This is a genomic window from Halomonas halmophila (assembly GCF_006540005.1).
GTDB classification, from domain to species: Bacteria; Pseudomonadota; Gammaproteobacteria; order Pseudomonadales; family Halomonadaceae; genus Halomonas; species Halomonas halmophila.
Genome location: NZ_BJOC01000021.1, coordinates 1 through 13,537, shown reverse-complemented (window position 1 = coordinate 13,537; position 13,537 = coordinate 1). Strand labels below are relative to the sequence as shown.

General features: G+C 64.6%; 15 protein-coding genes. 6 read left to right on the top strand and 9 right to left on the bottom strand.

Annotated elements, in window-relative coordinates; all coding sequences use genetic code 11:
- Position 1: 1 nt before the first annotated feature.
- The gene (locus tag HHA01_RS07900; protein WP_141319473.1) at positions 2 to 376 is read right to left on the bottom strand and encodes a DUF423 domain-containing protein; all 375 of its coding nucleotides are present in this window, start codon (positions 374 to 376) and stop codon (positions 2 to 4) included.
- Positions 377 to 481: 105 nt separating this feature from the next.
- On the opposite strand from HHA01_RS07900, the gene thiS reads away from it, so the two are divergent.
- The 3 genes from thiS to trmB are packed head-to-tail and all read left to right on the top strand — an operon-like array spanning position 482 to position 2,311.
- Positions 482 to 682 (top strand): sulfur carrier protein ThiS, encoded by a 201-nt coding sequence (gene thiS, locus HHA01_RS07895; protein WP_141319471.1) that lies wholly within the window; start codon positions 482 to 484, stop codon positions 680 to 682.
- Positions 683 to 727: 45 nt separating this feature from the next.
- Entirely contained in the window at positions 728 to 1,525 is a 798-nt protein-coding gene (locus HHA01_RS07890) for a thiazole synthase (RefSeq protein ID WP_141319469.1), read from the top strand.
- Between the two features lie 54 nt (positions 1,526 to 1,579).
- Complete coding sequence (gene trmB, locus HHA01_RS07885) at positions 1,580 to 2,311, top strand: tRNA (guanosine(46)-N7)-methyltransferase TrmB (protein WP_141319467.1); 732 nt, start codon at positions 1,580 to 1,582, stop codon at positions 2,309 to 2,311.
- On the opposite strand, the gene HHA01_RS07880 is transcribed toward trmB, so the two are convergent.
- Positions 2,235 to 3,362, bottom strand: coding sequence for a DMT family transporter (locus tag HHA01_RS07880; RefSeq protein WP_141319465.1), 1,128 nt, complete (start codon positions 3,360 to 3,362; stop codon positions 2,235 to 2,237). The two genes, trmB and HHA01_RS07880, sit on opposite strands and share 77 nt — an antisense overlap.
- 98 nt (positions 3,363 to 3,460) lie before the next feature.
- On the opposite strand from HHA01_RS07880, the gene HHA01_RS07875 reads away from it, so the two are divergent.
- A complete protein-coding gene (locus HHA01_RS07875; RefSeq protein WP_141319463.1) occupies positions 3,461 to 4,345 on the top strand; it encodes a LysR substrate-binding domain-containing protein in 885 nt (294 codons plus the stop codon).
- 253 nt (positions 4,346 to 4,598) lie between these two features.
- Here HHA01_RS07875 and HHA01_RS07870 read toward each other — a convergent pair whose 3' ends face one another.
- Complete coding sequence (locus HHA01_RS07870; RefSeq protein ID WP_141319461.1) at positions 4,599 to 5,513, bottom strand: AEC family transporter; 915 nt, start codon at positions 5,511 to 5,513, stop codon at positions 4,599 to 4,601.
- Between the two features lie 136 nt (positions 5,514 to 5,649).
- Between HHA01_RS07870 and HHA01_RS07865 the strand changes: the two genes are divergently transcribed.
- The gene (locus tag HHA01_RS07865) at positions 5,650 to 6,246 is read left to right on the top strand and encodes an SCO family protein (RefSeq protein WP_141319460.1); all 597 of its coding nucleotides are present in this window, start codon (positions 5,650 to 5,652) and stop codon (positions 6,244 to 6,246) included.
- Positions 6,247 to 6,311: 65 nt separating this feature from the next.
- On the opposite strand, the gene bamJ is transcribed toward HHA01_RS07865, so the two are convergent.
- The 6 genes from bamJ to HHA01_RS07835 all read right to left on the bottom strand — a co-directional run bounded on the left by bamJ (position 6,312) and on the right by HHA01_RS07835 (position 11,502).
- Positions 6,312 to 7,079, bottom strand: coding sequence for a BamJ family beta-barrel-assembly machinery protein (gene bamJ / locus HHA01_RS07860; RefSeq protein WP_141319458.1), 768 nt, complete (start codon positions 7,077 to 7,079; stop codon positions 6,312 to 6,314).
- A gap of 133 nt (positions 7,080 to 7,212) precedes the next feature.
- Positions 7,213 to 7,656: a universal stress protein gene (locus tag HHA01_RS07855; RefSeq protein WP_141319456.1), complete on the bottom strand. Its 444-nt coding sequence runs from the start codon at positions 7,654 to 7,656 to the stop codon at positions 7,213 to 7,215.
- Positions 7,657 to 7,689: 33 nt separating this feature from the next.
- A complete protein-coding gene (locus HHA01_RS07850) occupies positions 7,690 to 8,973 on the bottom strand; it encodes a TRAP transporter large permease (RefSeq protein WP_141319454.1) in 1,284 nt (427 codons plus the stop codon).
- A 31-nt stretch (positions 8,974 to 9,004) separates the two neighbouring features.
- Positions 9,005 to 9,586 (bottom strand): TRAP transporter small permease, encoded by a 582-nt coding sequence (locus tag HHA01_RS07845; protein WP_141319452.1) that lies wholly within the window; start codon positions 9,584 to 9,586, stop codon positions 9,005 to 9,007.
- Between the two features lie 175 nt (positions 9,587 to 9,761).
- Complete coding sequence (locus HHA01_RS07840; protein ID WP_246053849.1) at positions 9,762 to 10,868, bottom strand: TRAP transporter substrate-binding protein; 1,107 nt, start codon at positions 10,866 to 10,868, stop codon at positions 9,762 to 9,764.
- Between the two features lie 103 nt (positions 10,869 to 10,971).
- Positions 10,972 to 11,502, bottom strand: coding sequence for a TIGR02444 family protein (locus HHA01_RS07835; RefSeq protein ID WP_170214854.1), 531 nt, complete (start codon positions 11,500 to 11,502; stop codon positions 10,972 to 10,974).
- A gap of 52 nt (positions 11,503 to 11,554) precedes the next feature.
- On the opposite strand from HHA01_RS07835, the gene HHA01_RS07830 reads away from it, so the two are divergent.
- A complete protein-coding gene (locus HHA01_RS07830; protein WP_141319447.1) occupies positions 11,555 to 13,495 on the top strand; it encodes an ATP-binding cassette domain-containing protein in 1,941 nt (646 codons plus the stop codon).
- The last annotated feature ends 42 nt before the right edge of the window (positions 13,496 to 13,537 follow it).

Genomic DNA, 13,537 nt, shown 5'->3' with positions numbered 1-13,537 from the left:
GTCAGCGTGCCTTGAAGATGACGCCGGCCAGCGCCAGCCAGCCGAGTATCAGCAGCAGCCCGCCGAGCGGGGTGACGGGCCCGAGCCAGGTGGCGCTGGCCAGGCTCAGGCCATAGAGCGAGCCGCTGAACAGCAGCATGCCCGCTGCCCAGAGTGTCAGCACCAGTCGTTGACCGGGCAGCGGCGCGGCCGCGCGCCAGGCCAGAACGCCCAGCACCGCCAGGGTGTGCCAGGCCTGATAACGCACACCGGTCTCGAAGCCGGCCATCAGGCGCGGCGACAGCTCGCCCGCCAGGGCGTGGGCACCGAGGGCGCCCATCACCACCATCAGGGCCCCGGACAGCGCCACGGCCAACCACCAGAATCGGTCCTGCATGCTCGAAATCTCCCTTGCGTGACGCGCCTACCGTACCCGGCGTCAGGCAGAGGCGCTACAATGGGCAGCCACAAGGCTGAACATGTGACGACCCACGAGGATGCCATGCAGGTTCAACTCAACGGCGAAGCCACCCAGTTGGAAGACGACCTCTCGGTGTCGCAACTGATCGAGCACCTGGGCCTGACGGGCCGCCGCATCGCGGTGGAGGTCAACGAGGCCATCGTGCCGAAGAGCGTGCACGCTGAGACACGCCTGGCCGAGGGGGATCGGGTCGAGGTCGTGCATGCCATTGGCGGCGGCTGACGGCAGGCCAGCTCACTCATAACAGCCACGGGAGTTTCTAGACGCATGACCGATTTTATCCAGGATACGCCGCTCAAGGTTGCGGGGCGTGAGTTTGCGTCACGCCTGCTGGTGGGCACCGGCAAGTATCGCGATTTCGATGAGGCGGGGGCGGCGATCGGCGCCAGCGGGGCCGAGGTCGTGACCTTCGCGGTGCGCCGCACCAATCTGGGGCAGGATGCCTCGGCCCCGGGCCTGCTCGATGTGATCTCGCCCGAGCGCTATACCCTGCTGCCGAATACTGCGGGCTGTTTCAATGCCCGGGACGCGGTGCGCACCTGTCAGCTGGCACGCGAGCTGCTCGATGGCCACAACCTGGTCAAGCTCGAGGTGCTGGGGGACGAGGCGACGCTCTACCCCAACGTCGTGGAGACGCTGTCGGCCGCCGAGACGCTGGTCAACGACGGCTTCGACGTCATGGTGTATACCAGCGATGACCCCATCGTCGCCACCGAGCTGGAGCGGCTGGGCTGCAGCGCGATCATGCCGCTGGGCTCTTTGATCGGTTCCGGGCATGGGATCCAGAACCCCTACAACCTGGGCCTGATCATCGAGCAGGCCGGGGTGCCGGTGCTGGTCGACGCAGGGATCGGCACGGCATCGGAAGCGTCCCGGGCCATGGAGCTGGGCTGTGATGGCGTGCTGATGAACTCGGCCATTGCCCATGCCCGCCAGCCGGTGCTGATGGCCAGTGCCATGCGCCATGCCGTCCAGGCCGGTCGCGAGGCCTTCCTGGCCGGCCGCATGCCGTGCCGCCAGCAGGCCGAGGCCTCGTCGCCGATGAGTGGCCGCATCAATGCCTGAGCCGGGCCAAGTGCCCGCTATTCCTGAATTCGTGACCCGAGTAGTGAACACCGCATGAACGATACCGATACCTCCGGCCCCGAGTCGGCCGATGCACCGCTGCATCGTCGCGGCATCAAGAGTTATGTGCTGCGCGCCGGCCGCATGACCACCGCTCAGACCCGCGGCCTCGAGGACGTCTGGCCACGCCTGGGGCTGAGCCTGGAAGACGGGCGCCTGGACCTGGACACCCTGTTCGGCCGCCGGGCGCCGCGCGTGGTGGAGGTCGGCTTCGGCATGGGGGCCTCGTTGATCGAGCAGGCCGAGGCGCATCCCGAGACCGACTATATCGGCATCGAGGTGCATGCGCCGGGTGTCGGCAAGCTGCTCGACGAGGCCGACAAGCGTGGCCTCGCCAATCTGCGCGTGTATCGCGAGGATGCCCTGGCGGTGCTCGAGCAGTGTCTGCCCGAGGCCAGCCTGGATAGCGTGCAGCTGTTCTTCCCCGACCCCTGGCCGAAGAAGAAGCACCACAAGCGCCGTATCGTCCAGCCGGCCTTCGTCGAGCTGGTGCGCACGCGCCTCAAGCCGGGTGGTACCCTGCACATGGCCACCGACTGGGAGGCCTATGCCGAATGGATGGCCGAGGTGATGGCCGAGGCACCGGGTTACGCCAATACCGCCGAGGCCGACTCGGCGCCCTATGTGCCGCGCCCGGACTATCGTCCGCTTACCAAGTTCGAGGTCCGCGGGGAGCGTCTGGGGCATGGCGTGTGGGATCTGGTTCACCGCCGCGCCGACGACTGAGCCTGCCGCGTTCGCGGGTGCTGGCCGGTGTGCCGGGGCGTGAAGCCGGCTGGCGCTGCCAGCGACCCCGCGGGCTGGCCGTGGCGTCATGACCATCCGCGCCGCGGTGCTGGCGTCGTCCGGCCCTGAGGGCCACCGCCGCGCCGACGAGCCCCAGCAGGATGCCGATGGCGCCCAGGCTCCCGGGCAGCTCGCCGAACATCAGGGCGGTCCAGGCCAGCGTCACGGCCGGCGTCAGCGCCACCAGGCCGGCGCTCTGGCCCACGCCGAAGCGCCGCAGACTCTCCACGAAGAAGCCATAGCCGCCGAAGGTGGCCAGCACGATCAGCCAGGCCATCGCCGCCAGGTTATCCAGGCCGAGTGACGGCGGAGCCATCGATTGGCCCATGGCCAGCGCGGCGATCAGAAAGACCCCGGTGGCGGCTACCAACTGTGCCGTCAAGCGCGCCTCGAGCGGTAGCGAGACCCGCTGACGGGTGGTCAGGGCGCTGCCCAGGGCGACACAGGCCACGGCCACCAGCGGCAGGCCATAGGCCCAGAGGGGCGCTCCACCGACGGTCTGCAGATCATCCAGCACGCTGAGCGCGGCGCCCAGTGTCGCCACCACCATGCCGATCCACTGTAGTGGCCGGGTGCGCTCGCCCAGCCAGCTGCTGGCCAGGGTGATGGCGGCGAGAGGCTGGAGGGCGCCGATCAGGGCGGCGACCCCGGCACTGACGCCCGCCTCGATGGCCAGCAACATGGTCAACAGATAGCCGCCCACCGTCAGGCTGCCGACCAGCGCCTCGTGTAGCAGGGCGCGGCGGTCGAGCCGGCGTGCCCCGCGGCGCTGCGCACGCCACCACCACCAGCCGCCGGCCAGCAGGGTCGCCAGGGCGAAGCGCCAGACATAGAGCGCCATGACCGGCGTCTCGACGGCGACGGCCAGGCGGCTGCCGACGAAGCCACTGCTCCAGCACACCACGAAGCCCAGTGCCACCGCCATGGCGCCGAGGGCCGGTGTCGGGCGCATCCGGAGGAGAAAGCCGGGACGAAAGCTGATGCCGATCATGCTTGTGCCTCGTTGTGTGTTGAAGAGGAGCTGGTCGGCACAGTCTGGCTCGACTAAAGTGTTTCGTGAATCGAAACTTATTGGAGAGAGCGTTCAATATGGCTGAAGTCCTGTCGGACTCCCTGGACCTCGAGGCATTGCGCAGTTTCGTCGCGGTGGCCCGACTGGGCACGCTGGCGGCGGCTGCCCAAGAGCGGTACCGCACCGTTAGTGCCCTGAGCATGCAGATCAAGCGCCTGGAGTCACGCCTCGACACCACCTTGCTGATTCGTGGCGCGCGCGGGGTGACGCCGACCTCCGCGGGCCAGGCACTGCTGGGCGAGGCCCGCGAGCTGCTGCGCCGTCATGATGGGCTGGTGGCGCGCATCAGCGGTCGCGGCCTGAGTGGCCGCGTGCGTTTCGGCATGCCGGAAGACTACGCGAGTCGTCTGGTAGGGCGCCTGCTGCCGGACTTTCTGGGCCGCCACCCGGATGTGGTGCTGGAAGCGGTGACGGCGCCCAGCGGTCGTCTGACGCGCCTGCTGGAGCGCGGCGAGCTGTCGCTGATCGTGGCCCTGGACCGTCCCTACTACCTGAGTGGTGGCGAGGCACTATGGCGGACCCGGCCGGTCTGGGCGGGGGCCAAGGATCTGCGGGTGGATAACACGGCCCCCTTGCCGCTGGCCCTGCATCCCGAGGATTGTCCCTATCGTCAGTTGGGCAGCGAGGCCTTGAGCGCGATTGATCGCTCCTGGCACGCCGTTTTCACGAGCACCAGCATTCATGCCCTGGAAACGGCCGTGGAGTCGGGCCTGGCACTGGGAATTCTGGAGCGTGACCGATTGACGCCGGCCATGCGCGAGCTGGGCGAGGCCGAGGGATTACCCGTCCTGAAGGGCTGCGAGGCACAACTGCATTACGGGCGACATGTCTCGGCAGCGTCCTGGCCGGCCGTGGAGGCCCTGGGAGCCTTGCTCAAGCAGCAGCTGGCCAGGCATGACTGAGTGCCTTGGCAGGCCCTTGCAAGGAGCCGGGAGAACGAGGGGGCCGACGAACGGGAAAAAGAAAGCCGCCCTGGGCGGGGCGGCAAAAGACCGTGACTAGCAATGAGGAGGAGAAACCCAGACAAGCAACTGGCAGGAAACTTGCCTCGGTCATGGCGCCTCATCAACGCCATGTTTGTAGAGTAAATCATTCTCATTTGCCTCGTCAACACAAATGCGAATATTTTTTATTACTTTTTATTCGTGCGTCCGGTCAGCCCACCAACCGCAGCCATAGCGGCAACGACACCATGGCCAGCAGGGTCTGCCCGGTGATCAGGGCGGCCATGAGCTCGGCATCGCCGCCCAGCTGGCGCGCCAGGATATAGGCCGAGGTCGCCGTGGGCAGGGCGGCGAACAGCAGGACGATATCCCGGCTGATCGGGTCGAGGCCCAGCAACAGCGCCAGGCCCAGGACAATCGCCGGCATCAGTACCAGCTTGGCGCTGTTGGCGGCCCAGATACCCGGGTCGAGTCGCAGCAGCGCCCGGGGTCTCAGCGCGACCCCCACGGCCACCAGGCCCAGCGGCAGGGCAGCACGCCCCAGCAGATCGACGGTCGCCGCGCTCCAGCCGGGCAGGCCGATGCCGCCCAGGTTCAGGCCAATGCCCAACAGGCAGGCCAGGATCAGCGGGTTGCGGGTCAGTGCCAGCAGGCTCTGGCGCAGGCCGCCGCGCCCCAGGGTACCGGCGGCAATGAAGCTGCTGACACAGAGCACATTGACCACCGGCACCATCAGCGCCACGGCCACCGCCGCGACCGTGGCGCCGGCTTCGCCGTGCAGGGCAGCGGCCCCCGCAACACCGACATAGGTGTTGAAACGCAGGGCGCCCTGGAAGGCTGAGGTGAAAGCCGGTGCCTCGAGCCCCAGCCAGTGGCGGACCAGCCACAGCCCGGCTCCCACCAGCCCCATGGCGCCCAGCAACACGCTGGCCACACGGCCCACCGGCACCTGCTGCATGTCGGCGGTGGCCAGGGTGCCGACCAGCATGGCCGGGAACAGCAGGCAATAGATCAGCCGCTCCATGCGCGGCCAGAAGTCACCGCCCGGCTGATCGAGGCGCCCCAGCAGGGCGCCCAGCAGAATCAGTAAAAAGAGCGGTCCCAGGGCTGAGCCGACGCCTTGCATGCAATCTCCTTACGGCTGGGGTCGAAGTGCGTCTGGCTGTGCACTCGGCAAACCACTATCTTGCCACTATCGACCTCATGACTTCACCTTCGGCAGCATGCGGCACCCGCCGGAGGTTCGCTGCAGGAGTATCTGGATGAGACGGCTTCGCTGGTACGCGATATCCGCATGCCTGGTGCTGCTGGTGGGCGCCGGGCTGGCCTTCGAGCAGTGGCAGCAGGCCAACCCGGCGCGTGACCTGCCGCCGGGCGGCCCCATCTCGCTGCCCTCGACCCAGGGGGAATTCACGCTGTCGCGACTGGATGACGATCAGCTGGCGATCATCTTCTTCGGCTATACCTGGTGCCCGGATGTCTGCCCGATGAGCCTGGCCGTGGTGCGTCAGGTGCGCCAGGACCTGCCCGAGGAGCAGCGTCAGCGTGTCGTGCCGGTGATGATTTCCGTCGACCCCGAACGCGATACCCTGGCCCGGCTGGAGACCTATCTGGCGGCCTTCGGTGAGGCCTTCATCGGCGCCAGGGGCAGCCCTGACCAGCTCGAGGCGATTGCCGAGCGCTATGATGTGATCTGGCGACGCCACGAGGCGCCCGATTCCGGGGCGGGCTATACGGTGGATCACACGGCCTCGCTTTATCTGGTGAACCACCGCGGCGCGATACTCGAGCGTGTGTTGCACTCGCCGACGCCCGGCCCGCTCGAGACGGCAGTGAATCGGACGCTGGATACGCTATAGGCGGCCCACAAAAAAACGGCCGGCTGAATCAGCCGGCCGTCAGAGAGGTGCGCTGCCGAGCAGGGTTATTCGGCGCTGCTGTCACCCTCGCTGCTATCACTCTCTTCCGAGGCGCCGTCGGCCGTGTCGCTGTCGTCGGAGGAAGACTCGGCCGGGGTCACATCGAGCAGCTCCACCTCGAAGATCAAGGTTTCGTGAGGCCCGATCGGGCCCTGGCCCCGGGCGCCATAGGCGAGGTCGGAGGGAATCACGATTTCCCACTTGTCGCCCACGCTCATCAGCTTGAGGGCTTCCTGCCAACCTTCGATGACCTGTCCTACGCGGAAGCTGACCGGCTCGCCACGTTTATAGGAGCTATCGAAGACCGTACCGTCGATCAGCCTGCCTTCGTAGTTGACCTTGACAGTGTCCCCGGCCTTCGGCGAGGCGCCGTCGCCGGATTCAATCTCGCGGTATTGCAGGCCGGACTCGGTCTCCGTGACGCCGTCCTTCTTGGCATTCTTTTGCAGATAGGCCTTGCCTTCAGCCTTGTTGGCCTCGGCACGCTTCTTGGCTTCGGCCGCCTTTTGCTTCTGGGCTTGCTTCTGGAACTGGGTCAGCGTCTTGGACATTTCCTTGTCGGTCATGGCCAGTTCGCCGTCCGAGTAGACATCACGAATGGCCTGAGTGAAGGCATCGATGTCGAGATCGGACACGTCCTGCTTGATGCTCTTGCCCAGGGTAACGCCAAGGCTGTAGCCCAGACGCTCCTGGTCGGATTCGGGAGCCGCCAGTGCAAAGGGGGCAGCGCTCAACAGAGCGACCAGCGAAGCGGAAGTCAGCAGTGTCTTCATGAAAAACCTTGTGCTCCGGCGCGTGGGGGCGCCAATGGTGTATGGAACTCTTGGGACTCTAACAGGGCCGGTCGGGTTCCGCAGCACGCAACTCGACCGGCGACGGGACGATACCACCGGGAACGCTACACGATCAGACGACCAGCACGGGGCAGTGCGAGGAGCCTGCCACACGCTGGGCCACGCTGCCCAGCAAGAGGCTCTTGTCGCCATTGGTGCCCTGGGCACCGATCACCACCAGGTCGCACTCGCGCTTGCGGGCGAAGCGTACGATGGTGCGCGAGGGTCGCCCGCCCTTGACGAAGGCTCGGATCTTGTCGGCCGGCACGCCCAGCTCGGTGGCACGCGTCTTGGCATGTACGGCGATTTCGGTGGCGTAGTCCTTGAGGGCGTCATCCGGAATGTCCAGCTTCTCCGGGCGCACCATCGACAGCGACGCCTCCAACAGGCTGTGGTGCTTGAACACGCACAGTACATAGAGTTCCGCGCCGGTCAATTGCTGCAAGGCCACGCTCTTCTCCAGTGCCTTGACCGCGCCCTTGGAGCCATCCACGGCCACCATGATTCGATTGAACATTGTCACCTTACTCCTTTGATCCGGTCGAGGCGCTTACCTGAAGGCCAGGTCACGCAGGAACAGTGCGATCTGCGGGAACATGATCAGCAGTACTGCGGCAAGCACCAGCATGAAGATAAAGGGTGGGGTGCCCTTGATCACATCGAGATAGGGGCGCTTGAAGATGGCAATGGCCGTGAAGATGTCGCAGCCGAAGGGTGGCGTTGCCGAACCGATGGCCACCTGCAGGGTAATCAGGATACCCACCAGTACTGGGTCGAGCCCGGTGGCCTCGATGGCCGGGGTGAAGACCGGGGTCAGCACCAGGATGACCACGATCGGATCAACGAACATACAGGCCACGAAGAAGGCGACGCAGATGGCGATCAGCACGCCGGTGGGGCCTGCTTCACCGATACCCACGGCCTCGAGGATCGCCTGCGGGATCTGGGCGAAGGAAATGATCCAGGAAAAGCCGTTGCCCACGGCCACCAGGATGAAGACCACGGCCGTGATCAGGCCGGTGGACTTGGCGATGGCGTAGATGTCACCCAGCTTCAGCGAACGGAAGACCACGAACTCGAGCAGTACGGCGTAGAGCACACAGGCCGCCGCCGCCTCGGTGGGGCTGAAGACCCCCCCATAGATGCCACCGATGATGATGACCGGGAAGCCCAGTGGCCACAGTGCCGAGCGAATCGCCGAGAAGCGCTCTCCCCAGCTTGACTTTGCCTCGGTCGGAACGCCGCGGATGGTGGCATAAAGTACGGCATACAGGGTAAACATGGCCAGGATCATCAGGCCCGGGCCGATACCGGCGATGAACAGCTCGCCGATGGACGTGCCCGACACGATTCCGTAGATGATCATGCCGATACTCGGCGGAATCAAAAAGGCGATGTCACTGGAGTTGATGATCAGTGCCAGGGTGAAGGAGTCCGAGTAGCCGGCCTTGAGCATGCGTGGGCGCAAGGGCGAACCCACAGCGACCACGGTGGCCTGTGTCGAGCCGGACACGGCACCGAACAGGGTGCAGGAGGCCGCAGTACTGACGGCCAGGCCGCCCTTGATATGACCGATGAAGGCCATGACCATGTTGATCAGCCGGTTGGCCGACTGACCCCGGGTCATGATATCGGCGGCCAGAATGAACATGGGCACGGCAATCAGGGAGGCGGGCCGAATACCGGCCAGCAACTGCTGAATCAGCGTTTCCATCTGACCCAACCCGCCGAACATCATGATAAAGCCGATGATCGCTGCGGTGGCCAGCGGAATCATCATGGGAAAGCCCAGCAGTAGCAGGGCGATCATGGTCGTAACCATTATTGTCGTCATCGTGTATTCCCCCGGGGCGATGCGCCCTGCGTCAGACTTCCGTTTCCGTATCCTTGTAGCCGTCGACCACCGAGGTCGACAGGTAGACATCACGTGACGTCAGGTTCTTGATGGCGGTGAACAGGTATTGAATACCGGTGATCACGAAGCCCAGCGGCACCCAGACATAGATGATGAAGATCGGAAACCCTAGTGCCGGCAGGACGCGGCCTCTATCGTAAAGGGTGAGAATGTAAAGAACCGCGTAATACGCCAGGAAGAACATCACGATGGACGTGAACAGCGCGATTGCTACCATCAGGGCACGCCGACCGCCCACCGGCAGGGCGTCGTAGATGGCCGACATGCGGATGTGGCGGCCGTGTCGTGCCGCATAGCCGATGCCCGCGAAGGTGATCATGATGATCAGGATGCGGTTGATCTCGCCGGTGAAGAACAGGCTCTCGCCGATGACGAAGCGCCCGACGACATTGGCAATGGTGTTGACGGCCATCAGCAGCACGCCGATGGCGAGGATGATGGCTTCCAGCTTGCTGATCAGTGTATCAATGGTGCCCAGGATACCGGGCAGCCCGGAGTGGTAGTGCTTTTCGGCTTCTTCTTCGTCGGTCATGGCCGCGCTCCCCTAAGCAGACACATGGCGAAAATCGGGTTGACCCTCTGGCTATCCTAGCGACTGAGCGTGGCGTAGCGATCAACGTTGGATGAACGCTGGTACCGGCCGAAAGGATCGCAAACAATTCGGGGGCAGCCAGGCTGCCCCCGAATGATGCGGGTCAAGTAGTGAATCAGCTTTCCTGATTGGTCTCGGCACTGCTGTCCTCGGCAGACCCACTATCGGAAGCCTTGGCATCGGATTCGCTGGAGCCGCTGCCTTCACTGTCCGACTGCACGGCCTCGAGGTCGGCCTTGAACTGGTCGAGCAGCTCCTGGCCCTTTTCGCCGGTCATCTCGATGAACTTCTTCTCGACCTGTGGAGCGCGCTCCTTGAAGGCTTCGATCTGTTCGTCGTTGAGGCGCGTCACGGTCACTTCATCGGAGGCTTTCTTGATCTTGGCAAGGGATTCCTCAGCCAGACCCTGGATGTGTTCCATGGTGTGATCGTAGGCGGCGTCGGTAGCCTCCTGCACCAGCTGCTGGTCTTCCTCGGACAGGCCTTTGTAGAAGTCCAGGTTGGCCATCATGGCGGTGGTGAACCAGCCATGCTTGGTGAAGGTCAGGTGCGGGGAGACCTCATACAGACCGCCGGACTCGATCCAGAAGATCGGGTTTTCCTGGCCATCGATGATGCCGGTCTGCAGGCCGCCATAGACCTCACCCCAGGGCAGCGGCGTCGGAGTGGCACCGAAGGCAGAGTAGGTCTCGGCCAGCAGCGGGTTGGTCATGGTGCGGATCTTCTTGTTGTCGAAATCCGCGGGAGAGGTGATCGGCTCGTCAGCCGTCACGACCATTTCGCCTTCTGGATACATCTGGAGGAGTTTCAGACCATGCTTGGCATAGATCTTGGGAAACATCTCGTTGATGGCCTTGCTCTCTTCGAAGAATTCGAGAACGGTATCCATGTCGGTCGGCAACAGATAGGGGATGAAGAAAATCTGTGCCGTGGGGATTAGAGCGCCGGTGAAACCGGGCGACTGGTTGACGAACTGCAGGATGCCGCTCTGGGTCTGCGACATGATGTCATCGGATTCGCCCAATTCGCCGAAGCGATAAACCTGAACGGTATGGTCGGAATTATCTTCGACATAACCCTTGAAAGCTTGTGCGAAGACATCCTGGACGTCGCCTTCATATTCCTCGTGGGCATAACGCCAGTTATCGGAATAGGCGGCGGTGGACATGCCGAGCATCAGTGCCCCGATACTCGCGGTAGTCAGCAGCTTGTGTGCCTTCATTCTTGTCATTCCTCTGCAGGTTTTGCCGGAAAATCAGTCACTCATCGACCGGCGTACAATCGAATGTATCGTCTTGTTGCCGTATACGCGGTGTTTTTTCAGGCTAGCGCGGGGGTCTGGGAGGGTCAAGCTGGCTTTCCAGTCTGGCCAGGGCAAAAAAGTGTGATTTTTTCTGAAGTTGGTGGGCGAAAGGTAGAACTTTTTTCAGAGGCTGAGTGGCCCGGGAGCAGGGGCAAAGGCCGATGGCGCCGTCCCGGCTGGCGCTTTCCAGGCGCCGCAGGCATTCCTGCTCGGCATCCAGCTCGGCCTGCTTGATGCGTTGACGCAGCGTCGATACGCTCGGCCGCGCCTCGACCTCTGGCTTGAGGTCACGGCGCAATTGGCGCAGGGGCGTGATGACCGTGCGTTGCCACTCGCGCAGCGACGCCGGGATATGCCCGGCCTGCAGTTCATGGCGATACAGCCAGCAGCGCCACAGCAGTTCGGTGACCTCGACGCCGGCCTCATCCTGCAGCGTCAGGCAAGCGCTCTCGGCGCCATCCCGGGCATAGAGCGCCAGGGCGAAGTCCCAGAGCGACTCCCGGGGTAGTCGGGACCGCAAGAGCGCGGCGTTTTCGGTAGAATCGTCGCTCATCACAAGGTGGCCGCCAACGGGCGGTGATCTCACGCAGACGAATGGAGTCCGCATGATCGCACTGCGCCAAGTATCCCTGCAACGCGGCTCTCAGAGCCTGCTGGACGCTGCCGACCTGACCCTGCACGCGGGGCACAAGGTGGGGATCGTCGGGGCTAACGGCACCGGCAAGTCGAGTCTTTTCAAGCTGCTGCTGGGGGAGCTGGCGCCAGAGCGCGGCGAGCTGGAAATGAGCGGTGGCCAGCGCATCGCCCACATGGCCCAGGAAGTGCAAGCGCTGGAGCGCAGCATCATCGAGTATGTGCTGGATGGGGACCAGGCCCTGCGGGAGGCCGAGGCCGCGCTGGAATCGGCCCAGGCGCGTGGCGAAGCGCATCGCGAAGCCGAGCTGCACGGTACCATCGAGTCGTTGAACGGCTATAGCGCCCCGGCGCGGGCCGCCCAACTGCTGGTCGGGCTGGGCTTCGGCCAGGATGACCTGGAGCGCCCGCTGGCCTCGTTTTCGGGCGGCTGGCGCATGCGCGTCAACCTGGCGCGCACCCTCTTTACGCCATCGGACGTGCTGCTGCTCGATGAGCCAACCAACCACCTGGATCTCGATGCCCTGTTGTGGCTGGAGCAATGGCTGACGCGCTATCCCGGCACCCTGCTGCTGATTTCCCACGACCGCGATTTTCTCGATGCGGTCTGCGATCACATCGTGCATTTCGAGCACCGCCGGCTGGAGCTGTATCGCGGCAACTACACCACCTTTGAGCGCACCCGGGCCGAAAAACTGGCCCTGCAGCAGGCCGAGGCCGCCAAGCAACAGGCGCGTAAGGCGGAAATCGAACGTTTCGTGGCACGCTTTCGCTACCAGGCCAGCAAGGCGCGCCAGGCCCAGAGCCGGCTGAAGATGCTCGAGCGTATGGGCGATATCGCCGAGGCCCATGCCGACTCGCCGTTTCATTTCCGCATCCCCTGTTCCGACAAGGTGTCCCAGCCGCTGGTGGTACTGAATGACGCCGTCCTGGGCTATCACGGTGCAACCGGCGAGCATCGCCAGCTCGAGGACGTCAACCTGGCGCTGCAGCCCGGTCAGCGCATCGGCCTGCTGGGTCCCAACGGGGCCGGCAAGTCGACCCTGATCAAGTCGCTGACCGCCGAACTTTCGCTGCTGGATGGGGAACGGGTCGAGGGAGAACACCTGGCCGTCGGCTACTTCGCCCAGCACCAGCTCGAGGGGCTGGACCTCTCGGCCACGCCCTTCCAGCATGTCCAGCGCCTCTCGCCGACCGTCGCGGACGCCGAGATCCGGCGTTTTCTGGGCGGCTTCGGCTTCCAGGGCGATGATGTCTTCGAGGATGTATCGCGCTTCTCGGGCGGCGAGAAGGCGCGCCTGGCGCTGTCGCTGGTGGCCTGGCAGCGGCCCAACCTGCTGTTGCTGGATGAGCCGACCAACCACCTCGACCTGGAAATGCGCGAGGCCCTGACCGAGGCACTGGCCAGCTTCGAGGGCGCGGTGATCGTGGTCTCCCACGACCGCCACCTGCTGCGCGCCACGGTGGACGAGTTCTGGCGGGTCGCCGACCACCGCGTCACACCCTTCGATGGCGACCTCGATGATTACCGCGCCTGGCTCAAGTCACGCCTCGAGGAGCAGCGCCGCGAAGCCCGCCACGACAAGGCCGAACGCCAGCAGGAAGAAGGCGAGCCCCGGGATGACCGCAAGGCCTCGCGTCGCGCTGCGGCTGAGTTGCGCGAGAAGCTGCGACCACTCAAGCGCGAGCGCGACCGTGCCGAACGAGAGATGGAAAAGACCCAGGCCGACCTGAATGAGGTTGAAGCCGCCCTGGGCGACGCCGAGCTCTACACCGACGACGCCCGCAAGGACGAACTCAACCAGCAGCTCGCGCGTCGCGGCGAACTCGCCACTCGTCTCGAGGAACTCGAACAGCAATGGCTCAGCGCCGAAGAAAGCCTCGAAGCCATGGAAGCGGAGCTCAAGGGTTAAGCTGTAAGCTTTAAGTTGGAAGAACGCGGCTGGCGCCGCTTT

What these genes read in the sequence shown, in the direction of transcription:
- HHA01_RS07900 (WP_141319473.1), bottom strand. Translation starts at nt 376, where the DNA reads ATGCAGGACCGATTCTGGTGGTTGGCCGTGGCGCTGTCCGGGGCCCTG.
- thiS (WP_141319471.1), top strand. Translation starts at nt 482, where the DNA reads ATGCAGGTTCAACTCAACGGCGAAGCCACCCAGTTGGAAGACGACCTC.
- HHA01_RS07890 (WP_141319469.1), top strand. Translation starts at nt 728, where the DNA reads ATGACCGATTTTATCCAGGATACGCCGCTCAAGGTTGCGGGGCGTGAG.
- trmB (WP_141319467.1), top strand. Translation starts at nt 1,580, where the DNA reads ATGAACGATACCGATACCTCCGGCCCCGAGTCGGCCGATGCACCGCTG.
- HHA01_RS07880 (WP_141319465.1), bottom strand. Translation starts at nt 3,362, where the DNA reads ATGATCGGCATCAGCTTTCGTCCCGGCTTTCTCCTCCGGATGCGCCCG.
- HHA01_RS07875 (WP_141319463.1), top strand. Translation starts at nt 3,461, where the DNA reads ATGGCTGAAGTCCTGTCGGACTCCCTGGACCTCGAGGCATTGCGCAGT.
- HHA01_RS07870 (WP_141319461.1), bottom strand. Translation starts at nt 5,513, where the DNA reads ATGCAAGGCGTCGGCTCAGCCCTGGGACCGCTCTTTTTACTGATTCTG.
- HHA01_RS07865 (WP_141319460.1), top strand. Translation starts at nt 5,650, where the DNA reads ATGAGACGGCTTCGCTGGTACGCGATATCCGCATGCCTGGTGCTGCTG.
- bamJ (WP_141319458.1), bottom strand. Translation starts at nt 7,079, where the DNA reads ATGAAGACACTGCTGACTTCCGCTTCGCTGGTCGCTCTGTTGAGCGCT.
- HHA01_RS07855 (WP_141319456.1), bottom strand. Translation starts at nt 7,656, where the DNA reads ATGTTCAATCGAATCATGGTGGCCGTGGATGGCTCCAAGGGCGCGGTC.
- HHA01_RS07850 (WP_141319454.1), bottom strand. Translation starts at nt 8,973, where the DNA reads ATGACGACAATAATGGTTACGACCATGATCGCCCTGCTACTGCTGGGC.
- HHA01_RS07845 (WP_141319452.1), bottom strand. Translation starts at nt 9,586, where the DNA reads ATGACCGACGAAGAAGAAGCCGAAAAGCACTACCACTCCGGGCTGCCC.
- HHA01_RS07840 (WP_246053849.1), bottom strand. Translation starts at nt 10,868, where the DNA reads ATGAAGGCACACAAGCTGCTGACTACCGCGAGTATCGGGGCACTGATG.
- HHA01_RS07835 (WP_170214854.1), bottom strand. Translation starts at nt 11,502, where the DNA reads ATGAGCGACGATTCTACCGAAAACGCCGCGCTCTTGCGGTCCCGACTA.
- HHA01_RS07830 (WP_141319447.1), top strand. Translation starts at nt 11,555, where the DNA reads ATGATCGCACTGCGCCAAGTATCCCTGCAACGCGGCTCTCAGAGCCTG.